The organism is Variovorax sp. CCNWLW225 (assembly GCF_037204045.1).
Classification (GTDB): Bacteria; Pseudomonadota; Gammaproteobacteria; order Burkholderiales; family Burkholderiaceae_C; genus Variovorax.
The window spans coordinates 317,243-341,918 of record NZ_JBBCBV010000004.1; the positions used below are offsets into that span (position 1 = coordinate 317,243).

At 64.6% G+C, this 24,676-nt stretch carries 22 protein-coding genes; 20 read left to right on the forward strand and 2 right to left on the reverse strand.

What is annotated here, in order from left to right:
* Nucleotides 1–6: 6 nt before the first annotated feature.
* The 20 genes from V9L20_RS11050 to V9L20_RS11145 all read left to right on the forward strand — a co-directional run bounded on the left by V9L20_RS11050 (nucleotide 7) and on the right by V9L20_RS11145 (nucleotide 22,670).
* Complete coding sequence (locus V9L20_RS11050) at nucleotides 7–1,590, forward strand: hypothetical protein (RefSeq protein WP_337296618.1); 1,584 nt, start codon at nucleotides 7–9, stop codon at nucleotides 1,588–1,590.
* A 70-nt stretch (nucleotides 1,591–1,660) separates the two neighbouring features.
* Nucleotides 1,661–5,995, forward strand: a complete 4,335-nt coding sequence (locus V9L20_RS11055) for an RHS repeat-associated core domain-containing protein (RefSeq protein WP_337296619.1) — start codon at nucleotides 1,661–1,663, stop codon at nucleotides 5,993–5,995.
* Between the two features lie 9 nt (nucleotides 5,996–6,004).
* A complete protein-coding gene (locus tag V9L20_RS11060) occupies nucleotides 6,005–6,331 on the forward strand; it encodes a hypothetical protein (protein ID WP_258503443.1) in 327 nt (108 codons plus the stop codon).
* A 261-nt stretch (nucleotides 6,332–6,592) separates the two neighbouring features.
* Nucleotides 6,593–7,027, forward strand: a complete 435-nt coding sequence (gene hpaR / locus V9L20_RS11065; protein WP_258503442.1) for a homoprotocatechuate degradation operon regulator HpaR — start codon at nucleotides 6,593–6,595, stop codon at nucleotides 7,025–7,027.
* Nucleotides 7,024–7,659 (forward strand): fumarylacetoacetate hydrolase family protein, encoded by a 636-nt coding sequence (locus V9L20_RS11070; RefSeq protein WP_337296620.1) that lies wholly within the window; start codon nucleotides 7,024–7,026, stop codon nucleotides 7,657–7,659. Before hpaR ends, V9L20_RS11070 begins: the two co-directional genes overlap by 4 nt.
* Nucleotides 7,656–8,429 (forward strand): fumarylacetoacetate hydrolase family protein, encoded by a 774-nt coding sequence (locus V9L20_RS11075; RefSeq protein WP_337296621.1) that lies wholly within the window; start codon nucleotides 7,656–7,658, stop codon nucleotides 8,427–8,429. Before V9L20_RS11070 ends, V9L20_RS11075 begins: the two co-directional genes overlap by 4 nt.
* 77 nt (nucleotides 8,430–8,506) lie before the next feature.
* A complete protein-coding gene (locus V9L20_RS11080; RefSeq protein WP_337296622.1) occupies nucleotides 8,507–9,490 on the forward strand; it encodes a Bug family tripartite tricarboxylate transporter substrate binding protein in 984 nt (327 codons plus the stop codon).
* A 20-nt stretch (nucleotides 9,491–9,510) separates the two neighbouring features.
* The gene (gene hpaE / locus V9L20_RS11085; protein ID WP_337296623.1) at nucleotides 9,511–10,974 is read left to right on the forward strand and encodes a 5-carboxymethyl-2-hydroxymuconate semialdehyde dehydrogenase; all 1,464 of its coding nucleotides are present in this window, start codon (nucleotides 9,511–9,513) and stop codon (nucleotides 10,972–10,974) included.
* Between the two features lie 176 nt (nucleotides 10,975–11,150).
* A complete protein-coding gene (locus V9L20_RS11090) occupies nucleotides 11,151–11,486 on the forward strand; it encodes an aromatic ring-opening dioxygenase subunit LigA (RefSeq protein WP_337296624.1) in 336 nt (111 codons plus the stop codon).
* Nucleotides 11,483–12,310, forward strand: a complete 828-nt coding sequence (locus V9L20_RS11095; protein WP_337296625.1) for an extradiol ring-cleavage dioxygenase — start codon at nucleotides 11,483–11,485, stop codon at nucleotides 12,308–12,310. The genes V9L20_RS11090 and V9L20_RS11095 overlap by 4 nt, the downstream gene beginning before the upstream one ends.
* Before the next feature lie 17 nt (nucleotides 12,311–12,327).
* Nucleotides 12,328–12,732 carry a 5-carboxymethyl-2-hydroxymuconate Delta-isomerase gene (locus V9L20_RS11100; protein WP_337296626.1) on the forward strand — a complete coding sequence of 135 codons (405 nt, stop codon included), beginning with the start codon at nucleotides 12,328–12,330 and terminating at the stop codon, nucleotides 12,730–12,732.
* Between the two features lie 4 nt (nucleotides 12,733–12,736).
* Nucleotides 12,737–13,540 (forward strand): 2-oxo-hept-4-ene-1,7-dioate hydratase, encoded by an 804-nt coding sequence (gene hpaH, locus V9L20_RS11105; RefSeq protein ID WP_337296627.1) that lies wholly within the window; start codon nucleotides 12,737–12,739, stop codon nucleotides 13,538–13,540.
* 9 nt (nucleotides 13,541–13,549) lie between these two features.
* Nucleotides 13,550–14,371: a 4-hydroxy-2-oxoheptanedioate aldolase gene (hpaI, locus tag V9L20_RS11110; protein WP_337296628.1), complete on the forward strand. Its 822-nt coding sequence runs from the start codon at nucleotides 13,550–13,552 to the stop codon at nucleotides 14,369–14,371.
* A gap of 69 nt (nucleotides 14,372–14,440) precedes the next feature.
* Nucleotides 14,441–15,637: a hypothetical protein gene (locus tag V9L20_RS11115; RefSeq protein WP_337296629.1), complete on the forward strand. Its 1,197-nt coding sequence runs from the start codon at nucleotides 14,441–14,443 to the stop codon at nucleotides 15,635–15,637.
* Nucleotides 15,634–17,571, forward strand: coding sequence for a hypothetical protein (locus tag V9L20_RS11120; RefSeq protein WP_337296630.1), 1,938 nt, complete (start codon nucleotides 15,634–15,636; stop codon nucleotides 17,569–17,571). Before V9L20_RS11115 ends, V9L20_RS11120 begins: the two co-directional genes overlap by 4 nt.
* Nucleotides 17,572–17,658: 87 nt before the next feature.
* Nucleotides 17,659–18,066, forward strand: coding sequence for a nuclear transport factor 2 family protein (locus V9L20_RS11125; protein WP_337296631.1), 408 nt, complete (start codon nucleotides 17,659–17,661; stop codon nucleotides 18,064–18,066).
* Between the two features lie 40 nt (nucleotides 18,067–18,106).
* Nucleotides 18,107–19,840, forward strand: coding sequence for a dihydroxy-acid dehydratase (gene ilvD / locus V9L20_RS11130; RefSeq protein WP_337296632.1), 1,734 nt, complete (start codon nucleotides 18,107–18,109; stop codon nucleotides 19,838–19,840).
* Nucleotides 19,841–19,874: 34 nt separating this feature from the next.
* Nucleotides 19,875–20,864 carry a Bug family tripartite tricarboxylate transporter substrate binding protein gene (locus V9L20_RS11135; protein ID WP_337296633.1) on the forward strand — a complete coding sequence of 330 codons (990 nt, stop codon included), beginning with the start codon at nucleotides 19,875–19,877 and terminating at the stop codon, nucleotides 20,862–20,864.
* Between the two features lie 20 nt (nucleotides 20,865–20,884).
* Nucleotides 20,885–21,679: a class II aldolase/adducin family protein gene (locus V9L20_RS11140; protein ID WP_337296634.1), complete on the forward strand. Its 795-nt coding sequence runs from the start codon at nucleotides 20,885–20,887 to the stop codon at nucleotides 21,677–21,679.
* 13 nt (nucleotides 21,680–21,692) lie between these two features.
* On the forward strand, nucleotides 21,693–22,670 hold the full coding sequence (locus V9L20_RS11145; protein ID WP_337296635.1) for a 2-dehydropantoate 2-reductase: 978 nt from the start codon (nucleotides 21,693–21,695) through the stop codon (nucleotides 22,668–22,670).
* A gap of 9 nt (nucleotides 22,671–22,679) precedes the next feature.
* Here the strand turns inward: V9L20_RS11145 and V9L20_RS11150 are convergent, their stop codons facing one another.
* Nucleotides 22,680–23,417: a hypothetical protein gene (locus V9L20_RS11150; RefSeq protein WP_337296636.1), complete on the reverse strand. Its 738-nt coding sequence runs from the start codon at nucleotides 23,415–23,417 to the stop codon at nucleotides 22,680–22,682.
* Nucleotides 23,414–24,511, reverse strand: a complete 1,098-nt coding sequence (gene alr, locus V9L20_RS11155; RefSeq protein ID WP_337296637.1) for an alanine racemase — start codon at nucleotides 24,509–24,511, stop codon at nucleotides 23,414–23,416. The genes V9L20_RS11150 and alr overlap by 4 nt, the downstream gene beginning before the upstream one ends.
* Nucleotides 24,512–24,676 lie beyond the last annotated feature (165 nt).

Consider the following 24,676-nt stretch of genomic DNA (forward strand, 5'->3'; position numbering starts at 1 on the left):
GCCGCCGTGTCGACACGCAACCCCGTCGAGAAGCGAATGGCCCAGCTGCATGACCTGTGGTGGGAGTGCACCGATGACCCCGCCCTGCGCGCCATCGTGCTGCGCGTGCCGCCCGACTCGCAACGCATGCTGGAGGCCTTCTTCACGCTCCAGATGCTCGACAGCGAATACAGCACGCCCGATCTGTTTTTGCGGCTGGACACGGCCTTCGAGACCGGCTTTCGCTACAGCCGCGAGCTGCGGCAGCAGCTGGTCGACACCTACCGGCACAACCGCCCGCAACTCGTGAAACAGGGCGTCGCAGCAACCTGGGACGAAGAATCCAGGCCCGGCGGGGACAGCGCCGCCGGCTTCATGGAAGCCGGCCGTTCGCTCGCACGGCATCTGCGCTGCCAGCGCATGTCGGTCGTGCTGCAGCCCGGCAGCGTGAGCAGCGCCGAATGCTTCGAGCGCTGGTTCGATGCGGCGATGCAGACGCCCATGCCGCAGCAGGAGGCCGGCCTGCTGCGGCTGGTGCTGGTGGACGACAGCGACACGCGCGCATGGCAGCCGCTGGTGGAGCGGCATGCCGGCGCAATGCGAGTGGTCGATGCGCCGCTGGACATCCTCGACGCCGCGCGCGAGATCGCCGCCCAGAGCGGCGGCGGGGGCAGCGGCGTGGCTCTTTTTCGGCAGCTCTATGCCGACATGCTGTCGCTGCTGCGCCAGGGCGACGCGGCCGGGGTGGAAGCCGCAGGCGAGCGCGCCCTGCGGCTGGCCACCCGCAACGGCTGGGCCGACCAGCGTGCGGTGGTCGACATGATGGTGGGCGGCGCCCGGCTGCAGGCGCGCGACTTCGGCGCCTCGATCACGCGCTACCGACGGGCCCGCGATGCGGCGGCAGAGGCAGCGCAAGCCGGCAACCCGATGGGTGCCACGCTGTTCATGCAGGGCTGGATGGCCGAAGGCGGCGCCTGTGCGGCGGCGGGCGACATGAAGCAGGCCGCCCTTGCCTTCGAGGAAGCCGCCGAAGCGGCCCGCCGCGTGCCGCACAGCATGTTCGCCGTCGAAGGGCATCGCGCCGCTGCCCAGGCCTGGCGCAGCGCCGGCGAGCGCGACAAGGCATGGGCTGCGGCACTGGCCGGCGTCCGCGAGGCGCGCACCATGGCCGATGCCGACCGCCCCCAAAGCACCGTGCCGCAGCTGCTGCACGACATGCTCGTCATGCAGGACCCCAAGCGCTGCGAGCACATCGCGCGCTGCGCCACCGGCTACGAGCGCGATGCGCGCGCGGCCCTGGTCGAAGCGGACCTGGCGGGACATCGGCTGGGCGACCGGCCGCCGCGGCCTGCGATCGACGCCATCGAGGCGCGGCTCGCGCAGCGCTACGAGCAGGCGTTCCAGACCCAACTGCGCGAGCGCGAAAAGTGGGTGCGGAGCAGCGAGGACGTGTTCCGCACGGTCATCGCCCTGGGACGCCAATGGCTGGACCCTGCCTGGAGCGGACTGCCGCACGTGAGCCATCCGCTGGACCAGGGAATCGACGAATGGCGGGAGCCGCCCGAGTTCGCCCGCTTGCCAGATCCGCAGCCCTTCGTCCAGGCAGCCTGAGCCGCGCCGGCCCGCCACACGCCACACGCCATACGCCACACGCCACACGCCAGACAGAGAGAGAAGCACCTTGTTCTTCGCGGCCAAGCACTTCGACCCCCAGCTGGGTATCGACGCCCACACCTACCTGGCACCGCCCGGCGTGTGGCCCACGCTGCACATCGGCATCGTGATGGACCCGTTCGATTACCTGCCGACCATCCAGGTTTCGCCGGACAACCCGATCGTGAAAGGCATGGCCGCCGTGGACGGCGCCATGCAGGCCGGTCTGGACGCCATCGACCAGGGCACTGCGGCCCCCGCGGTCCCGCCGCCTCCGGGCGCACCGGCCGGCGGCGGCGAGATGCCCGCGAGCATTCCTTTGCCGCTCGGCGCCACCGTCGAGGTGGCGGGCGTGCGCCGCGCCAACGCCGGCACGGGTGGCGTGGACTTTCACATCCTCATCGGTGCGCCCATGCCGGTAATCAAGGCGCCCGGTGGCCCGCAGTTCGACGACGAGCTCTTCATGGGTAGCCGCACCGTGCTGACTGACGGCGAGCCTTTTTCGCGCATCAGCATGCCGGTGCTGGCCTGCAACATCGTGGGCATGGTGCCGCCGTTTCGCAAGAAAAAGGCGGTCAAGCCCCTGCGGCTGAGCCTGATGCTGCCGACCACCTTCAACATCGCCATTCCGCCGCAGGTTTTCGTGGGCGGGCCGCCCACCATTTCGTGGGGCGCAATGATCCAGCGCGGGCTCTTCAAGGCCCTGGGCCGCGCCTACACGCGCATTGCGCGGCGCGTGTTCAAGAACATGCCGCCGGGTTTTCTCAAGTGCCAGGTGCTGCGCGCCGAACCGGTGGACATCCGCGACGGCAGCGTCTCGGTGACGCACGAGGACTTTCACGTTCCGGGGCGGCTGCCGCTGAGCTGGACACGCGTCTACGCGTCGCGCGACCACGCCCTTCCCGGCCATTGCGGCCACGGCTGGCAAACCCCGGCGGATGTGCGCCTGGCGATCGAAGCCGACGGAATGATCAGCCTGCAGGGGCCGGAGGAATTCGCGCTGTTCCCTGCGTTGCCGCAGTCGGAGGGACAGCAGGTGCTCGACGTGGTCGACGGCGCGCGACTGATGCGCCAGGGCAGCGAACTGGTGGTGCGATTCAAGAGCGGCCTGCGCTATCACTTCGAGGATGCGCTGTCGACCAAGGGAGAGCTTCTCGCCGCGACCCTGCCGATCACGCGCATCGAGGATGCCTGCGGCAACCACTGGCGCTTCGCGCGCCAGGGCGGCGATCTGGTGCGTATCGCCGAGAGCGGCGTTGACGGCCTCCCGGGCCGCAGCATCGAGGTGCGATCGCGCGGGGGGTACATCGAGTCCATGGCGCTGCGCGACCCCGCCACTGGACAGGACCATCCGCTGGTGCGCTACCGCCACCTCGATGGAGACTTGCTGGCGGCCATCGATGCGCTGGGCGCGGCGCGCGAGTTTGCCTACCTGCAGCACCGCATGGCGCGCCACACGGATCGCACGGGCCTGTCGTTTCACTACGCGTACGACGAACAATGGCGGGTGGTGCACGCCTGGGGCGACGGCGGGCTGCACGACTACCGGTTCGCCTACAACGCCGTGCTGCGCCAGACCGAAGTCACCAACTCGCTGGGGCACCTTACGGTGGTCAAGTTCGACGAGGCCGGGCTGCCGCTGGCCGAGATCGACCCGCTCGACGGGGTGACCACCTTTGAATACGACGACGTGGGACGCACCGTGGCCGTGACCGCACCCGGAGGTTTGCGCACGGAGTTCACGTATGACGTGCGAGGCAATCTGCTGGGGGTGCAGCGGCCGGACGGGAGCACCGTAGTCAGCGAGTATGACGATGCAGACGAGCCGCGCGCCGTGATTGACCCGCTGGGCCATCGCTGGAAATACGACTATGACGCGCGCGGTCTGGCGCTTAGCGAAACCGATCCACTGGGCGCAGTGACCCGTTTCGAGCACGACCACCATGGCCAGCTGGTTCGCCGCACCAATGCGCGCGGCGCGATCACTCAACTGCGCTACGACAGACATGGCCAGTGGAACGAAGTGACCGATCCGCTGGGCCAAGTCAGCCGCTTCGAACATGACGCACTCGGGCGACTGGCCGTGCAGGTCGACGCGCTGGGACGGAAGACCCGCTATCACTACGACGCCAAGGGGCGGCTGCTGAGGGTCGAGCAGCCCGACGGCTCTTGCATTGGCTGCGCCTACGACGGTGAAGACCGGCTCGTTCACTACGTAGACGAGGCCGGCACCGCAACGCGCATGCAGTACATGGGCACCGGCCACATCGAAAGACGGATCCAGGCCGACGGGCATCTGGTGCAGTACCACTACGATACAGAGGAGCAACTCATAGGCCTGACCAATCAGCGCGGTGAACGCTACGAACTACGCCGTGACGCGCTGGGCCGCATCGTCGAGGAGGTCGACTACTGGGGGCAGTCGAACATCTATCAATACGATGCGGCCGGACGTCTTGCCGCCACCATCGACCCACTGGGCCAACGCATTGCCTTCGATACGGACAAGCTGGGCCGTATCACGCGCAGGACCCTTGCTGATGCGCTGCAACCGGGTCGGCAGGTACAGGAGCACTTCGCATACGACCGCCTCGGTCAGTTGGTAGAGATGCGCAACAACGCGGCCCACATCAAGCGCCGTTTCGATGCCATTGGGCGATTGCGTGAGGAGGTGCACAACGGATTCAAGGTAGTCAGCCACTACGACGAAACAGGCAATCGCATCTTGCGCGAGACCAGTGCCGGCAATCGCGTGGCCTGCTCCTTTGATCTGCGCGATCAGGTACTGCGCATCACCATCAACGACGAGACGCCCATCGTCTTCACCCGTGATGCATTGGGCCGGACGACAGACGAGCAGCTCAACCCGCGGATGCGACGCCAGTTCGACTACGACGCGCGCGACCTGCTCACCGCCCAGGCAGTGTTCGCGGATGCCCGGCCCGTGTTTGATACCCGCTATGACTACGACCGCGCCGGCAACCTCACGCGGCGCAGCGACAGCCAGCAAGGCATCGACGACTACCGCTATGACGTGCTGGGCCGGCTGTTGGAGCACACCAATCCGAAGGGTCGCGTCGAGCGCTTTCTCAGCGACCCCGCAGGCGATCGGCTTCAAACACGCGTCAAACAAGTGCAGATGAAGCGTGCAGTCGGCGGGCAAGATGCCGCTGAAGTCGTGTCATGGACGCGCGAGGGCGTCCATGACGGTGTGCACTATATTTTCGACCGGGCGGGAGATCTGATCCGCAAAAGCGCCCCCCACGATCCGCAACCCGCCGAAATGGAACTGACCTGGGACGCCAATCATCGGCTGGCGCGGAGCAGCAGGAACGGACACGCCACGACCTACGGCTACGACCCACTAGGAAGGCGCGTCTTCAAACGCAGCGCCACACACACTCACTGGTTCTTCTGGGATGGGACTACGTTGGCGAGTGAAGTGCAAGAGACGCATACAACCGACGAGGCGCCGGCAACAGGCAACGTGGTGCGCTTCAATGCCGCAAGCAGGCGCACCCTTCAACCCAGGGCCTTGCATCAAAAAGCAAGGGAGTATGTTCATTACCCTGGCACCTTCGTCCCACTTGCGCTTCTGGTGCCAGACGAAAAGTCGGTACAAGTCCTGAACTACCACGTCGATCCCAACGGATGCCCCACGCGCTTGACGGACCGCAACAACCAGACCGTCTGGTCCGCGAGCTATGCAGCTTGGGGAGCCGTCGATGCGCTGAAACACCTGCAGACCGAGAACCCCATCCGGTACCAGGGACAGTACCTGGACCCGGAGACGGGACTGCATTACAACACCTTCCGCTACTACGACCCCGACTTAGGATGCTTTGCAAGTCAGGACCCGATCGGCCTGGAGGGCGGCACCAATCTCTATCAGTATGGGTCCAATCCGAACGGCTGGATCGACCCACTGGGCTGGAGCTGTGGTCCCGCAACGAGACAGAACTCCGCTGGCCAGTGGATTGATGCACGGGGGCGGTTTGCTCGTGCACCCAATGTGGCGGGACTTCCCCGATTCAAGGGAAAAACCGTTGCGCAGGTTGTGCGAACTCTGACGAGCCAAGGCTATACGCGAACCAATCCGGCGAACCCGAAGAACCAAAGATGGAAGCACCCCGATGGATCTGAAGTGCAGATTCACGCCTATGGGAACAACACAACGGGCCCCTACAAGGCAGGCAACAATGCGCATGTCCACAAATCGCTGGGCCGCCATGGCAACGCGGGAACTGTCGAACTGGCCGACGATGGAAAGACACAGGTATCCACGCATTCGGGGCCAGCTCACATCGGAATCAGAAATCCCCAGGACTTCCCTGCTGTTTCCGGGCGAAACCATGGAGATTGATCAGGAATCATGGCTGCAGAGTTCTATATAAATTTCAAGGATTCATCATGGGTGGCCCAGCAAAAGGAGGCGTTGATCGAAAAAATCAAAGCCCTCCCGACCTATGTGCAAAACAATGAAGATGAATACTGGCTGCGGGGTCTGGAAGACGGGGTCTCGGAGGGCCGTTGGCAATTCGATGTGCGCATATTCATCAAAGAGAAATCACCGGCATTCCTGGAAATTTCGGCGCACCCTCCCAGCATCGAACACGATCTGAAGCTCCTGTTTTCCTGGCTCAGAAGCAGAACCCCGCTGTCGATTGATGACGAAGACGGGGAGCCCTCCGGCTGGTAGCTAGACAGCGTATCCGACCCGTGGAGCCGTGCCCTCTGCCGGGCATGGCAGCCACCCGATCCTGGCGCAGCCCGCGCTTCGCCCAAAACCTGAAAAGCGAGGGCCTCGAGCCCACCGTGCCGGAACAATCGGCGGGGCGATACACGCCTCGCGCACAACGATCGACTGAGCACCCGACGACGACCCGCAAGGGTTATCCCGCAGACGTGCTTTCTTGCCATTCATTTAACATGTTAACTAATTTCAAAGAGGCACGAGCTTTTGGCCAGCACCTTCACCCACCGCAACCTCCCGCGCCTGCTGCTGCAGGCCCGTGAAGCCGTCATGGCTCACACGCGGCCCAGCCTGCGCGAGCACGCGCTGTCCGACCAGCAGTGGCGCGTGCTGCGCGTGCTGGGCGAGCACGGGGCGGTGGAAACCGGCCGCGTGGCGCGCGAGGCGTTCATTCTTGGGCCCAGCCTCACCGGTGTGCTCGCGCGCATGGAGCGCGACAACCTGATCGCCCGAAGCCGCGATCCCGAAGACCAGCGCCGCACCGTCGTCGAAGCCACTGCGCATGGAATGAAGCTGGTGAAAAAGCTGTCCTCGAGCATCGAGGCGCACTACCAGTGGCTGGAGCAGTCGCTGGGCAAGACCAAGCTGACGCAGCTGTATGGGCTGCTCGACGAACTGATCGCGCTGGAGCAGCCCGAATGACCCCTTCTCCTTTCCTGCCCACCGGCACGGTGTACGGCACGCTGCTGAACTTTCGCGCGGAAGTGGAAGCGCTTGCGCCGCAGATGACGCAGCCGCCCTACAAGGCACCGCCGAAAGCGCCGGTGCTCTATGTGAAGACCGCCAACACCTGGAGTCCGCATGGCAGCGCGATCACCGTGCCTGCATCCGTGCCCGAAGTGGAGATCGGCGCGAGCATCGGCATGGTGATCGGCGCCGAGAGCGACATCGAAGGCTTTGTGCTGATGAACGATCTGTCGATCCCGCATGCGAGCTTCTTTCGCCCACCGGTGAAGTTCAAGTGCATCGACGGCTTCCTGGGCATCGGCCCGGCGCTGCGCGATGCGCAGGAAGTGGCCGACCCGGCAAACTTTCGCGTCGAGGTGCGCATCAACGGCATGCTCAAGCAATCGATCGATTTCTCGCAGCTCGTGCGGCCGGCGCAGCAACTGCTTGCCGATGTGGGCGAATTCATGACGCTCGCGCACGGCGATGTGCTGCTGCTGGGTTGCGACGCCGGCCGGCCGCTGGCGCGGGCGGGCGACCGCATCGAGATTTCCTCGCCCGGCTTCGAGACATTGATCAACACGCTGGTGCAGGAGACCACCGCATGAAGCACGCACGCGTCATCTTCGAAGGCCGCGAGCACACCGGTGTCGCCCACGAATTCGGCGGCCAGCCCGACGCGGCCGTGTGTCTGGACGACGGCCGCATCGTGCCGCAAGAGCAGCTCACCTGGCTGTCGCCGCTCGCACCCACGGCGCGCCCGCGCACCATCCTCGCGCTCGGCCTCAATTACGCCGACCATGCCAAGGAACTCGAGTTCAAGGCACCCGAAGAACCGCTGGTGTTCGTCAAGGGCCAGAGCACGCTCATCGGCCACCGGCAGCACACGCACCGCCCGAGCGGCGTGCAGTTCATGCACTACGAATGCGAGTTCGCCATCGTGGTCGGCAAGACCGCGAAGAACGTGAGGCGCGATGACGCCTACGACTTCATCGGCGGCTACACCGTGGCCAACGACTATGCGATTCGCGACTACCTCGAGAACTGGTACCGCCCCAACCTGCGCGTGAAGAACCGCGACACCTGCACGCCGCTCGGCCCCTGGTTCGTCGATGCGACCGATGTGCCCGACCCGATGTCGCTTGCCCTCAAGACGACGGTCAACGGCACGGTCGCGCAGCAGGGCAGCACGCGCGACATGATCTTTGATGCGCCGTTCCTCATCGAATATTTCAGCCGGTTCATGACGCTCTCGCCAGGTGACCTGATCCTCACCGGCACGCCGGACGGGGTGGTCGACTGCAAGCCGGGCGACGTGGTGGTGACCGAAATCGAGCGCATTGGCGCGCTGGTCAACACCATTTCCGGCGATACCTAGTGACCTAGCCACCTAACGCCGCACCCGCCGCGCCGCCTGCTTCGCCCCAAATACCAACTACAGAAGAGACAAACCACATGACGATCAGGAACAAGCTCGGGCTCGCAGCAGCCCTGGTGGCTTTCGCCGCCGCCACCATCGCACCTCATGCGCAGGCGCAGCCCTTCCCCGCCAAGCCCGTGCGCTGGGTGGTGGGCTACCCCGCGGGCGGCGGCACCGACTTTCTCGCGCGCACCGCCGGCGCGCAACTCTCGCAGCAGCTGGGGCAGCCGGTGCTGGTGGACAACCGCCCTGGCGCGGGCGCCATCATCGCGTCGGAGAACGTGGCGCGCTCGCCGGCCGACGGCTACACCGTGTTTTCGGCCGACAACGGCGTGCTGGTGTACAACCCCGCGCTCTACAAGAAGCTGCCCTACGACGCGGAGAAAGACTTCGCAATGGTGGGCATGATGGGCCGCTCGACGCTGGTCATCACGGCCGCGCCCAATGCCGGCCTGGCCGATGCCAAGGCGCTGATCGCCGCACTGAAGGCATCGCCGGGCAAATACAGCATTGCCACGCCGGGCACCGGCAGCCCCCACCATCTGGCGCTGGAACTCTTTCAGCGCGAAGCCGGCGTTTCGATGCTGCACGTGCCCTACAAGGGCGGCGCACCCGCCCTGCAAGACCTGATGGGCGGTCAGGTGCCGCTGATGATGCTCGACCTGCCCAGCGGCGTGAGCGCGGTCAAGGCCGGCAAGGTGGTGCCGCTCATCACGATGGGTGCCGAACGCATTCCGCAGCTGCCCAATGTGCCGACCGCCAAAGAGCTGGGCTACGCCGGCGTCGAGGCCTACACCTGGCAGGGCCTCGTGGTGCCCGCCGCCACGCCGAAGGACGCGCAAGCCCGCCTCGGCGCCGACCTGCAAAAGACCATGGCCGACGCCGGCGTGCGCCAGAAGCTCTTCGATGCCGGCTGGGAAGCACGCCCCGTCGACGGCGCCGAGATGGCGCGCTTCGTCGACGCCGAGCGCAAGAAATGGCACGCCTTGATCAAGGCGCGCGATATCAAACTCGACTGACCGACCCTCGCAGGGAACCCATGCAACAGATCCATCACCTCATCGGCGGCAAGAGCGTTGCCGGCACCGACTACTTCGAAACCGTCAATCCCGCCACGCAAGAGGTGCTGGCCGAGGTTGCGTCGGGCGGCGAAGCCGAAGTGAATGCGGCCGTGGCCGCGGCCAAGGAAGCGTTACCCAGGTGGGCCGGGCTGCCCGCGACCGAGCGCGCGAAGCTGGTGCGCAAGCTCGGCGATTTGATTGCCAGGCACGTGCCCGAGATCGCACAGACCGAGACCAACGACTGCGGCCAGGTCATCTCGCAAACCGGCAAGCAGCTCATTCCGCGTGCGGCCGACAACTTCTACTACTTTGCCGAGATGTGCACGCGCGTCGACGGCCACACCTACCCCACGCCCACGCACCTGAACTACACGCTGTTCCATCCCGTGGGCGTGTGCGCGCTCATCAGCCCGTGGAACGTGCCCTTCATGACGGCCACATGGAAAGTCGCGCCCTGCCTCGCCTTCGGCAATACCGCGGTGCTGAAGATGAGCGAGCTCTCGCCGCTCACGGCTGCGCGGCTGGGCGAGCTCGCGCTCGAAGCGGGCATTCCGGCGGGCGTGCTGAACCTGGTGCACGGCTACGGCAAGGAAGCGGGCGAGCCGCTGGTGGCGCACCCCGATGTGCGCGCAATCTCGTTCACCGGCTCCACTGCCACGGGCAACCGCATCGTGAAGAGCGCGGGCCTGAAGAAATTCAGCATGGAGCTGGGCGGCAAGAGTCCGTTCGTGATCTTCGATGACGCGGATCTGGACCGCGCGCTCGACGCGGCGGTGTTCATGATCTTCAGCAACAACGGCGAGCGCTGCACCGCCGGCTCGCGCATCCTGGTGCAGCAGTCGATCTATGCGGACTTTGCAGCGAAGTTTGCCGAACGCGCGAAGCGCATCACCGTGGGCGACCCGCTCGACGAGAAGACCATCGTCGGCCCGATGATTTCGCAAGGGCACCTGGCAAAGGTGCGCAGCTACATCGAGCTCGGCCCGAAGGAAGGCGCGACGCTCTTGTGCGGCGGACTCGAGGTCCCAAGCAACCTGCCCGACCGCGTGAAGAAGGGCAACTATGTGATGCCCACGGTCTTCGCCGACGTCGACAACCGCATGCGGATTGCGCAAGAAGAAATCTTCGGCCCGGTCGCCTGCCTGATTCCGTTCAAGGACGAGGCCGATGCGATCCGCCTGGCCAACGACATCGAGTACGGCCTCTCGAGCTACGTATGGACCGAGAACATCGGCCGTGCGCACCGGGTGGCGGCTGCAGTTGAGGCCGGCATGTGCTTCGTCAACAGCCAGAACGTAAGAGACCTGCGACAGCCTTTCGGTGGCACCAAGGCCTCTGGTACCGGGCGCGAAGGCGGCACATGGAGCTACGAAGTGTTCTGCGAGCCGAAGAATGTTGCGGTGTCGATGGGGTCGCACCATATTCCGCATTGGGGGATGTGAGATGAACACGGGATACCTTCTTGGGGGCGCACCCAGAGCGTGCCCTGGTGCACAGGGCATCGGGTGCTCCACGCAGCGAAATAAAGGAGGAGGGGCGCAGCCCCGGGGGACATTCGCGGAGGGGAGTGCCCGGTGGCCTTTGCACACGCCCTGAACCACAACGCAGAGCAATCGCAATGAGCCTCTACGCCATGCAGAAATTCCTGTTCGCCCTCAACCGCGACACCGACGTGCAGCGCCGCTACGCAGAAGCCGGCGAAACGCGCAAAGCCTTGCTGGCAGCCTATGATTTCAACGAAGAAGAGCGTGAAGCCATAGACAAAGGCGACATCGGAAAGCTCTACGTGCTCGGCTGCAACGGACAACTGCTCATGCACTTCGCGCCGCTCTTGGGCATTGCATGGGCCGACTACCTCGAAGCCATGCGCGAAGGCGTACGCAAATACGGTCCCGTGCGCGCAGGCATCTACGCGATGACAACGGGCACAGACGAAAAGGTGGCAGGCGTATGAGTCTTGTATTTGCAGGCGTTTGCAGCCACGCCCCCGGCATCACCGGACGCGCCCACCTGGCCGATCCGGCCGTGAAAGACGAATTTCACGCGCAGTTTCACCGCTTCGGCGAAGCCATGCGCGCGACCAGGCCCAATGCCGTGATCGTTGTCGCGGCCGAGCATTTCGCAAATTTTTTCATGAACAACATGCCCGCCTACGCCATCGGCATGGCCGACAGCTACGAAGGGCCGATCGAAGACCCGAAGTGGCTCGGCATCGAGAAAACGAAGGTGCTGGGAGATGCCGCACTTTCGCAGCGCCTGATCCGCGAAGTGATGCAGACGGTGGATGTGGCCTATGCGGAAGAATGGAAGTTCGACCACGGCATCATGGTGCCGCTGCACTTTCTCACGCCGAAGTTCGACACCAAGGTCATCCCCGTGAATATCAACTGCCAGGGCCCGCCGCTCACGCCGCTGCACCGCGCCTGGGCCTTTGGCGAGGCACTGCGCCGTGCCTGCGACAAGGCGCCCGAACGCATTGCGCTGGTGGGCACCGGCGGCATTTCGCACTGGCCCGCCACGCCCGATTCGGGCAAGGTGAATGCCGAGTGGGACGCCGAGTTCATGCGCCGCTGGTGCGCCAATGACCGCGAAGCCTTGCTCTCGCAGGCCGACTACAACGACGAAGCCACCTACCGCGAAGCAGGCCAGGGCGGCTTCGAGATCCGCACCTTCCTGAGCGTGGCAGCCGCCGCGCGCGGCAAGGGCAAGATCCTGCACATGAAGGCCATACCCATCTTCGCGGTGACATGCACCGCCGCGACGATGTCCATTGAATAAGTTGAGGGAACACCGGCATGCCGCACCTCGTCATTCTGTACACACCCAACATCGAAGCCGAAACCGACATGTCGGCGCTTTGCCGCACGCTGGCCGACACCATGCTGAAGCAGCAGGACGAGGCCGGCAAGCCGGTGTTTCCCATCGGCGGCACGCGCGTGCTGGCCTACCCGGCCGCGCACTATGCGGTGGCAGACGGCAAGGCCGACTACGCCTTCGTGTACCTCAACATCCGCATGGCGGGCGGGCGCTCCGAAGCCGTGAAGAAAAAGGCCGGCGACGAACTGCTGGCCGACGTGCGCGCGCATTTCGAACCGATTTTCGACAAGCGCCACATCGGCATCACGCTGCAGATCGACGAAAGCCCGGGCCAGGTGTACGACGGCAAGCACAGCAACCTGCATCCCCTCTTCAACAAATAACGTCATGCTCACTTCCGACACCATCGCCAGGCTCGCGGCCGAGTTGCACGAGAGCGAGAAGTCGCGCGTGCAGGTCGAGCACTTCTCCAAGCGCTTTCCCGAAATGACGGTGGAAGACGGCTATGCCATCTCGCGCGAATGGGTCAAGGCCAAGATTGCAGAAGGCCGCACCGTCAAGGGCCACAAGATCGGCCTTACCTCGCGCGCCATGCAGCTGTCCAGCCAGATCGACGAGCCCGACTACGGCACGCTGCTCGACGACATGTTTTTCGAGCAGGGCGGCGACATTCCCTTCAAGCGCTTCATCGCGCCGCGCATCGAGGTGGAGCTGGCCTTCATTCTCGGCAAGAAGCTGCAGGGTCCGAACGTGACCATCTTCGATGTGCTGGCTGCCACCGACTACGTGGTGCCCGCCATCGAGATCATCGACGCGCGCATCGAGCAGTTGGACCGCCACACCAAGGCGCCGCGCAAGGTGTTCGACACCATCGCCGACAACGCGGCCAATGCGGGCATCGTGCTCGGTGGACGTCCGGTCAAGCCCGATGCGGTCGATCTGCGCTGGGTGAGCGCGCTGCTCTACAAGAACGGCGTGATCGAGGAATCGGGCGTGGCCGCGGCCGTGCTCAACCATCCGGCCACGGGCGTGGCCTGGCTGGCCAACAAGCTCGCGCCGTGGGACGAATACCTCGAAGCCGGCGAAGTGGTGCTCGGCGGCTCGTTCACCCGGCCGACCACCGCCCTGCCGGGTGACACCTTCCACGCCGACTACGGCCCGCTCGGCAACATCGCCTTTCGTTTCGCTTGAAAGACTTCCATGCAAACACCGCTCAACACCTTCAAGCAGGCCATGCAGGCCGGCGAACAGAAAATCGGCCTCTGGGTCGGCCTGGCCGATGGCTACGTGGCCGAGATCCTGGCCGGCACCGGCTTCGACTGGCTGCTGGTCGACGGCGAGCATGCGCCCAACGACGTGCGTTCGGTGCTCGCGCAGCTGCAGGGCATCTCCAGTACGTGGTCGGCGCAGCCCGAGTCGGAGCGCTCGCACCCCGTGGTGCGCGTTCCGGTGGGCGACACCACGCTGCTCAAGCAATACCTGGACATCGGCGCGCAAACCATCCTGGTGCCCATGGTCGACACCGCCGAACAGGCCGCACGCATGGTGCGGGGCATGCGCTACCCGCCTGAGGGCATTCGCGGCATGGGCAGCGCCCTGGCGCGCGCCTCGCGCTGGCAGGCCTATCCCAACTACCTGCACGAAGCCAACGCGCAGACCTGCCTGCTGGTGCAGGCCGAGACGGTGGAAGCCATGAAGAACCTCGACGCCATTGCCGCCACGCCCGGCGTGGACGGCGTGTTCATCGGGCCGGCCGATCTGTCGGCATCGATGGGCTTCGTCGGCCAGCCGAACCACCCCGAGGTGCAGGCCGTGATCGCCGACGCCATTGCGCGCATCCGCAAGGCCGGCAAGGCGCCGGGCATTCTCTCGACCACCGAGGAGCAGGCGCGCAAGTGGCTGGCGGCCGGCGCGCAGTTCGTGGCCGTGGGTGTGGACACCATCTTGCTCACGGCGGCGGCGAAGCAGCTGTGTGCGAAGTACAAAAACCGCGCAGAGAACCCGGGCTCGTCGGGCTACTGAGCTGCATACAGATCCGCCCCAATAGAAATACATGATAGATTTGATGTACGTTAAATACATCGTACTATAATGAAAATCAATCCAGGTGGAGCGCTGGCGCTCGAAGACATCGTGGGCAGAGACTCCTTAGTGGGCGAGATCATGGACGCTCTCGAAATCCAGAGTCTCCAACTCGTCGCTGAGCGACGCATGGGCAAGACCCATGTGCTCAGCAAGCTCGAAGCACAACAGCGCGACGGTTGGATCATGGTCAAGCGCGACCTCGAAGGCGTGCGTAGTGCGAACGAATTCGTTCAGTACGTGATGGCCGACCTGCATCCTGTGCTCGGCAAGGTCAAGAAGTTCAGGGATTGGCTCGCGAGCATCGGCTCGGAAGCCGCAGGCCTGAAGATCGGTCCGGTCACACTGCCGAACTTCACGGCCAAGACTTGGAAGCAGGGATTGGTCGATACCCTTGCGCATCTAGGGGACTCACCGCAGACAGAACGTGTTGTCTTCTTATGGGACGAGCTGCCCATGATGCTGCAAAACCTGTCCAAAACGTCGCCGCAAGACGCCATGGAACTGCTGGATGTGTTGCGCAGCATTCGCCAAGAAAATGCCAAGGTACGCATGGTCTTCACTGGCTCGATCGGGCTGCATCACGTCGTGCGCCATCTGAAGCAGCAAGGCTATGTCAATGCACCGGTCAACGACATGGTCACGATGGAAGTGCCGCCCCTCGCGCATGCCGACGCCGTGTCGCTCGCACTGCGGCTGTTCCAGGACAACCGCATTGCCCTGGCTGAAAACGCCGTAGCCGGTGTAGTAGCGGCTGAGGTCGACAACATCCCTTACTACATCCACCACGTACTGAGCAAGCTCAGGTCGAAGCATGCAGGATCGACGCACCGCGTAACGGCCGACGACGTACACAAGGAGGTCGCCGATGCCATCCGGTCCGCGCTCGACACCTGGAACCTGAAGCACTACGAAGAGCGAACGCGCGAGTACTACGCTGGCGATCGCGCGGCATGCCACGCGCTGCTCGATGCTGTGGCGTCCTCGGTAGATTCGATGCCAATGCAGTCCGCGATCAACCGGGCCAAAAGCGTCGTCCCTACGGTGGACAGTGAAAGCTGGCTGGAACTCACGCACCTGCTCGAACGCGACTACTACGTCGTGCGCGACCCCGAGAGCGGCGAGCTTCGCTACAAGTTCAGTATCGTGGCACGCTGGTGGCGCTGGCACCGCGGCATTTCGGTGAACAAAGGCGGTACCGCATGAAGAAGACTCCATCCGCCGCGCCCACGCCAATGGCGCAGAAAGCGCTGTACCTCTCGCATTTCACGCCCAGCATGATGCCGCCCGAAACGCTGCAGCAGATGCTAGTGCAGCGACAGCCTCTGATCGATGCTTGCTATGACGACATCGTGCACAGCGTGAAAACCAGTGCCAAGCACCACTATCTCTTCGTCGGGCCGCGTGGCATCGGCAAGACCCATTTGATCTCTCTGCTGCATCACCGGCTTTCGCTGTCGAAAGACATTCGTGCGCATGGCTTGATCGCTTGGATGCGCGAAGAAGAATGGGGCGTGACCAGCTTCTTCGAACTGGTGCTACGCATTCTTCGCACGCTGGACCAGAAAAACCCGGAACTCGACATTGCAGCCCAGACAACACCACTATATGAATTGACGCTCAAGCAAGCAGAGGCACAAGGCACGTCGCTACTGCTGGAAATTCTGGGCAATAAGACGCTGGTCGTACTGCTTGAAAACCTGGACGACCTGTTCGATCAGTTGGGCGATGCCGGGCAGCGGCAGTTCAGAGCATTCATCCAGAATCACCCGCAAGTGGTTTTGATCACCACCACGCCTGCGTTGTTCGCTGGCGTAAGCCTCCAGAAATCGCCGTTTTATGGTTTCTTCGATATTCAGGCGCTGCATGAATTCAGCCTTGAAGACGTCGTCGAGCTATTAACAAAAATCGCAATGGAACGCGGTGACAGTGCATTAGCGGAATTCATCGAAACACCTGAAGGGCATGCACGTATCCGAGCGGTGCATCACCTCGCGGAAGGCAACCCACGTATCTACGTAATTTTTGCGCAGTTCCTGAGTCGCGAGGCGCTCGATGAGTTGGTACAAGCTGTGATGCACACGCTTGACGAGCTGACGCCCTACTACCAGGCGCGAATGAAAGAGCTGTCGGGGCAACAGCGAAAGATCGTGGAGTACTTAGTCAACTATCGCGGTGCGGCGCCGGTCAAACAGATCGCGAAAGCCTGCTTCATCACGCATCAAACCTGCTCGGGGCAACTCAAACAGCTGCGCGATAAGCGCTACGTTCGGTCCATCGAGCAGGGACGCGAAAGCTACTACGAGCTCACTGAGCCGTTGATGCGTCTTTGCATGGAAGTGAAGCAACAGCGGGGTGAGCCCATTGGCTTGTTTGTAGAAATTTTGCGCATCTGGTACACCGAAGCAGAGTTGCGGGAGTGGCTCGACAGAGCAGCTGGCACAGGAAGTCTCGAAGCACGCTACGTCGAACGTGCACTCGTTTTGCTTAAGCAAGACAACCGTATCGACGTCATCTTCGAGACCCAATTCAAGGCCCTCGTCGAAAGTATGGATACGGGAAACAGGAGTGAATTCGAGCGGATACTGAGTGAGATTGCATTGATCGAGCCATCCAATCGCTTGTCCAAAAGGCTCCGTGCAGTGATCCTCCTAGGAACTCTCAGCTTCGCGCCCAGCTTAGAGCCGAAAATCCAAGTTGAGCTCGATGCATATTCAGAGGCGCTGGCCGAGTCCATCGAAGAGGATGGTCGCTGGCTTTCCAAATCGAATGCCTTCTCGATCTACCTGCAGCTTTTGAAGGCCACATTCGGACTGACTCTTCTCAACGAGGCCAAAGGCAACTTTGCAGCAGCTGCGCTCGCGAAGGAATTGGTGAAATTTCCCGCACACGCAGCTCTCGCGCTACTTCGCGCGGCTTCAGACGCGACGAGTGTCGAAGGAGCAATCCGCTCAGGCGAGCAGATATTCAATGCACTTTCCGACCTAACAAGCAGCGGGACAATGACCGCTAAATTCGCCAAAGTCTTTCAACGTGTGATGCAAGCAGCTTCTGATTGGAGCAAAACAGGCGATGAAAAGTATCTCTTGGCTTTACCAAGAGAGGAGCGCGTCTTAGTCATGACCCTCAAGACAGATTGATTTATGTACCTGAACTCATCGATGCCACGCTACCCACTCTTGGCTATCACCGCCACAGCCGTCTTTTTACTCCCCGCCTGCACACCTATGGGCGCCGGCAAGCAAGGCACCATCCCCGCCCAGCAGGAAGCCAACCGCCAGACCGTGCTCGCCTTCTATGAGAAGGGGCTGAACCAGAAGGACGCCGACGCAGCCCTGCAGTACGTGGGCAGCCGCTACGTGCAGCACAACCCCACGGCGGCCGACGGGCCCGAGGGCTTTCGCAAGTTCATCGCCTTCCTGCGCGAGAAGTTTCCGAATTCGCGCAGCGACATCAAGCGCAGCTTTGTCGACGGCGACTACGTGATCCTGCACGTGAACGCGGTTCGCGAGCCGGGTACGCGCGGCAGCGCCATCGTCGACATCTTCAAGCTGGAGAACGGAAAGATCGTCGAGCACTGGGATGTGGTGCAGCCCGTTCCCGAGACCGCCGCCAACAAGAACGGCATGTTCTGACGCCTCATCCTTCATCCACGAGCCAGCCCACGCCAGCCGAATGACCACGCCCAAAGATTCCCCGCCGCGCTTCCGCTCCGCCACCATCCGCGAAGGCACGATCCGCGCGACCACGCGCAGCTTTCTGCATGCGCTGGGCCAGGACGACGAGGACATCGAACGTCCGCACATCGGCGTGTTCCACACCGGCGGCGAGATGAGCCCGTGCAACCTCAACCTGCGCGAGCAGGCGCAGCACGCCAAGACCGGCATCTACGCCGGCGGCGGCACGCCGCACGAATGCCCGGTGGTGTCGGTGAGCGACGGGCTCACCATGGCGCATTCGGGCATGCGCTTCTCGCTGATCTCGCGCGAGCTGATTGCCGACAGCGTCGAAGCTTCCACGCGCGGCCACCAGTGGGACGGCATCTTCGCTATTGGCGCCTGCGACAAGAACCTGCCGGGGCTGATGATGGGCATGGTGCGCTGCAACGTGCCGAGCGTATTCGTGCATGGCGGCTCGGCGCTGCCGGGGCAGATGCCGGGACCGGATGGCCGCGACCTCAACGTGGTCGATACGTACGAAACCATCGGCAAGGTGCTGGCCGGCACCGCCACCCACGGCGAACTCGACGCCATGAGCCGCGCCTGCCTGCCCACGGCCGGCGCCTGCGCAGGCCAGTTCACGGCCAACACCATGGGCATGGTGTCCGAGGCGCTGGGGCTTGCGCCCATCGGCTCGAGCATGGTGCCGGCGGTGTTCAGCGAGCGGGCGCCGCTGATGCGCCGCGCCGCGAAGAACCTCATGAAGGCGGTGATGGGCGACAGCCCCCTGCCGCGCGACATCGTCACGCGCAAGGCGCTCGAAAACGCCTGCGCGGTGGTTTCGGCCACGGGCGGTTCGACCAATGCCGCGCTGCACCTGCCGGCCATTGCGCATGAGGCCGGCATCAAGTTCCACCTGGACGACGTGGCCGAGATCTTCGCGCGCACGCCGCTCATCGCCGACCTGCGCCCGGGCGGCCAATACCTGGCGCGAGACGTGTTCTACATCGGCGGCGCGGGCGTCATTCTTCGCACGCTGATGGAGCAAGGCTTCTTGCACGGCGACGCACTCACCTTCACCGGCCGCACCATGGCCGAGGAGCTGGCCGATGCCGCCGCGCCCGACGGCCGCGTGGTGCGCGCAGCCGGCAACCCGATCACCCGCGATGGCGGGCTGGCGGTGCTCAAGGGCAACCTCTGCCCCGACGGCGCGCTGCTCAAGACCGCGGGCCTGCAGACGCTGGTGCACCGCGGCCCGGCGCGCGTCTTCAACTCCGAGGAAGAAGCCCAGGCGGCCGTGCAAAACCGCCGCTACGAGCCCGGCGACGTGATCGTGATCCGCAACGAAGGCCCCAAGGGCAGCCCCGGCATGCGCGAGATGCTGGGCATTACCGCCCTGCTCTATGGCCAGGGCATGGGCGACAAGGTGGCGCTATTGACCGACGGCCGCTTTTCGGGCGCCACGCGGGGTCTGTGCATCGGCTATGCGGGCCCGGAAGCAGCCGACGGCGGTCCGATCGCGGTGCTGCGCGATGGCGATGTGGTGGCCATCGACGCGCGCGCCGATGCGCGCAGCATTTCGGTGGAACTCACGGCGGAAGAAATTGCGCTCCGGCTCTCCAAACGTGAGGTAAACGCGGGGGTGGCGCACCGCGGCTTGCTGGAAAAATACGCGCTCACGGTGCGTCCTGCCCATCAGGGCGCAGTGACCCATTCGGGCGCAGTCACCTGGCTGCGCGACGAGTCGTGAACCGCAACCAATTACCAACACCCGGAGACACACCATGACATTCACCCGCCGCCACATGCTGCAGACCACCGGCGCCTCGGCGCTGCTCGCGAGCCTGGGCCAGCACGCCTTCGCGCAAGCGTCGCTCGAAACCGCCACCATTGTCACCGGCTTTGCGGCCGGCGGCACCTCGGACACCACCTGCCGGCGCATCGCGCAGAAGCTCAGCCCCGACTACGCCAAGTCGGCCGTGGTCGAAAACCGCACCGGCGCTGGCGGCCAGATCGCGGTGAGCTACGTGAAGGGCCGCCCGGCCGACGGCGCCACCATCCTGCAGACGCCGACCTCCATCCTCACGATCTACCCGCACATCTACAAGAAGCTGCCCTACGACCCGATGGTCGACCTCACGCCGGTCAGCATCGCGTGCATCTTCGACTTCGGCTTTGCAGTCGGCCCCTCGGTGCCGGCCAGCGTGAAGACGGTGCCCGAGTTCCTCGCCTGGGCCAAGGCCAACCCGACCGGCGCCAACTTCGGTTCACCCGCCGCGGGCTCCACGCCGCACTTCATCGGCGCGCTGCTGGGCAAGAAGGGCGGCGTCGAGCTCAAGCATGCCGCCTACCGCGGCACGCAGCCGGCCATGCTCGACCTGCTGGGCGGCAACATCTCGGCCGTGTCGGGCCCCATCGGCGACATCACGCAGCACCTGGCCTCGGGCAAGGTGCGCATCCTGGGCGTTTCGGGTTCCAAGCGCAGCCGCTTCGCGCCCGACGTACCCACCTTCGGCGAACAGGGCATCCAGGACATGGCGCACAGCGAATGGTTCGCCTTCTTCCTGCCTGCCAAGGCCTCGCCGGACGTGGTCGCGCGGCTGAACGCATCCATGAAGACCGCGCTGGCGCACAAGGACGTGATCGAAGGCCTCGGCAACTTCGGATTGGAGGCGATGTCTTCCACGCCGGGCGAGCTGACCGACCTGCTCAAGAAAGACACCGCCAAGTGGGCGCCGATCGTCAAGGAAGTCGGCTTCACCGCGGAGGGATAAACCCATATGAAGGAACTGCAATGAACACACTCTCCACCCCCGTGGCGCCCTCGGCGCTGGTCCATCCCTCGATCCATCCGGACGAGCGCGCCGCGCGCGAAGAGCTTGCGGCCTGCTACCGCGTCTTCGCGATGCTGGGCTGGACCGAGATGATCTACAACCACATCACGCTGCGGCTGCCTGACAGTGTGACGGGCGGGGAGAAGCAGTTCCTCATCAACCCCTTCGGGCTGCACTACAGCGAAGTCACAGCCAGCAACCTGGTGAAGATCGATCTGCAGGGCAAGGTGCTCGACGGTTCGACCTACCCGGTGAACCCGGCCGGCTTCACGGTGCATGCCGCCATTCACGACGGCCTGCCCGGCGCGCACTGCGTGATGCACACCCACACCACGGCCGGGGTGGCCGTGGCCTGCCTGCAGGGCGGCCTGCAGCAGACCAATTTCTATACCGCCCAGTTGCACGGCATGGTGGCGTACCACGACTTCGAGGGCATCACCATCCATGCCGACGAAGGTCCGCGCCTGCTGAAGAGCATCGGCAACCGCAACGCGGTGATCCTGCGCAACCACGGCCTGCTGGCCTGGGGACAAACGCTGCCCCAGACCTTCGCCATCCTGTGGACCCTGCAGCGCGCCTGCGAAGTCCAGATGGCCACCTTCTCGATGGGCGCAGCCATTCCCGTGAGCGAGGAAATCGCCGAGCGCTGCACGCGCGATGCGCTGCAGTTCAGTCCCGAGCATGGCGCGGGGCAAGACGTGTTCGATGCGCTGGTGCGCCAGGTCGACCGCATCGACCCGAGCTACAAGAACTGAGGCGGCCTTTTTCATGAAGATTTGCATCTACGGCGCCGGCGCAATCGGCGGATGGATCGGCGCCGGCCTCGCGCAGGCCGGCGAGCGGCTCAATGTGGTGGCGCGCGGCGCCACGCTCGATGCGCTGCAGCAGGGCGGCCTCTCATTGATGCGCGGCGACGTGCGCACGCGCATGCCCGTCAACGCGGTGGCCGACCCGGAATCGCTCGGCACGCAAGACCTGGTGGTCATTGCCGTGAAGGCGCCCGCGCTGGCCGGCGTGGCCGAGCGCATCGGCCCGCTGATCGGGCCCGACACCATCGTGCTGGTCGCGATGAACGGCGTGCCCTGGTGGTTTCTCGAAGGCGGCTTCGGTGGCGCCATCACCGGCCACCGCCTGGGGGCGGTCGATCCGGACGGAGCGATTGCCAAGGCCATTCCTGCGCGCAACGTGATCGGCTGCGTGGTGCACGCGAGCTGCTCGCTCGATGCGCCGGGAGTGGTGCGACATCACTTCGGCAACGGGCTGATCGTGGGCGAGCCCTCGGGTGAAGCCACGCCGCGCGTGAAGAAGCTGGTCGAGCTGCTCAAGAACGGCGGCTTCGACGCCACGCTGTCGCCGCAAATCCAGAAGGACGTGTGGTTCAAGCTCTGGGGCAACATGACCGTGAACCCCATCAGCGCGCTGACGGGCACCACCACCGACCTGATCATGGGCGACGACTACGTGCGCGGCTTCATCTCGGCCGTGATGCTCGAAGCGAAAGAAATCGGGCGCCGCATCGGCATCGAGATCACGCAGAGCCCCGAAGACCGGCATGCGGTGACGATGAAGCTCGGCGCGTTCAAGACCTCGATGCTGCAGGACGTGGAGGCCGGGCGATCGGTGGAACTCGATGCGCTGGTGACCGTGGTGCGAGAACTGGGCGAACTGACCGCGGTGGCCACGCCGTTCACCGACGCGCTGCTGGGATTGGCGCGGCTCCGGATGCGGCAGCTCGGGCTGTACTGAGCCGCCGCTTCAGTTCTTTTTCTTCAGCAGCGCCCGTACTGCTTCGGGCAGCGAATCGACCTCGGGCATGAAGCGGTCGAGCGCCGCGCCCAGGACCACGGCGCACAGCATGGCACCGAGCAGCGGCTTCCAGGTCAGCCGCACGGCGGCCATCAGCCAGCCTTCGCGCGCCACACGCACCGCGGCGCGGGCCGATACGAACGAGAACGCCAGTTCGATCGCCACGGCCAGCAGCGCGTCCCAGCTGAAGTAAAGCAGCACGAGCGAGCCGGCGCCGAGCACGACGGCCACGCAGATCAGGAAGATGGCGACCACGGGCACCACGATGATGGCGCCTTCGTCGGCCCCGCCCGCGACCTCGAGCGCGCCGCTGGCGGCATCGGAGAGCGCGCCGCCGTCCTCGGCGGTGCCGGTTGCGGATGGATGATTGTTGGAGCCGCCGCCAAGGTCGACGTCGGGCGCATCGACGTCGAAGTCGGCGCGGCGTCCCTCGACCAATCGCCTGGCCCACCAGCGCAGCACCAGCAGGTAGCCGAGATATCCCACGCCCAGCGTGAGGAAATAGCGCACGGCCAGAGACTGCACATCCAGCACGTGCATCTGCACCGCCGACACGCCCCACATCAGCAGCAGCGTGAAGGTGCCGATCAGGATGCCGTGCGTGCGCAGGCTGTAGTTGCGATGAAGGTCGCGCTCGAGCTGCGTTTCCCACAGGCGCACCGAGCGCCAGTCGGAGAGAACCTTCATTCGTCGGCGGGAGCGAACGGCACGCGCGGCGCCACCGCGCACATGAGTTCATAGCCGACGGTGCCGGCCGCCTGAGCGACCTCATCGATGGGCAGCACGGCGCCGGTTGCGGCCGAACGGCCCCACAGCGTGACCTCGGCGCCAAACTTCGCGTCGGGCACGGGCGTGAGGTCGACGGTGATCATGTCCATGCTCACGCGGCCCACCATGCGCGTGCGCACGCCGTTCACCAGCACCGGCGTGCCGGTGTTGCAGTGGCGCGGATAGCCGTCGGCGTAACCAACCGCTGCCACGCCGATGGTGAGCGGCCCGTCGGCCGTGAAGTTGGAGCCGTAGCCGATGGTGTCGCCCGCCTTCAGCTGCTGCACGCCGATTAGCTTGGTCGCGAGCGTCATGGTGGGCTGCAGCTGCCAATGCTCGGTGTCGTGCTGCGGAAAGTCGGGAGCGCTGCCATACAGCACGATGCCGGGGCGCACCCAGTCGCCGCGGGTCTGCGAGGCATGGCGCAAGGTGGCGGCGCTGTTCGCAATGGAGCGCTCGCCCGGCAGGTCGCGCGTGACGCGCTCGAAAGCTTCGAGCTGGTGCGCAATACCGCGCGGACCGTCGGCGTCGCTGAAATGCGTCATCAGCGAAATCTCGTCCACCTGCGGCAGCGCGTTGAGGCGCGTCCAGGCCGAGCCGAAGCGCTCGGGCGCGAAGCCCAGGCGGTTCATGCCGGAATTCATCTTGAGGAACACGCGCTGCGGCTTGAGCGTCTTGTGGGCCGCGAGCATGTCGATCTGCTCGTCGCAATGCACCGTGTGCCAGAGGTCGAGGCGCGAGCACAGCTCCAGGTCGCGCGCGTCGAACACGCCTTCGAGCAGCAGCACGGGGCCGCGCCAGCCGAGTGCGCGCACCCGTTCGGCTTCGGCCAGGTCGAGCAGCGCAAAGCCGTCGGCGCCGCGAAGGCCTTCATACACCCGCTCGATGCCGTGGCCATAGGCATTGGCTTTGACCACAGCCCAGACGCGGGCATCGACGGCGGCGCGGCGCACGCGGTCGAGGTTGTGGCGAAGTGCGGCGGTGTGGACGGTAGCAAGGATGGGACGCGGCATGGGGGACGTCGATTGGTAATAGATGGGTTTTAGCATCTTCCCGGGAAGAAACGTCCAGGGTGGCAACGCTGATTTCCCGGTCGTACCCCCATGCTATAACCGCCCATTCGCCAAAAAGACGCGACACTTTCTCACTACTGCCAGCACCCCACTGGCCAGCCAGCC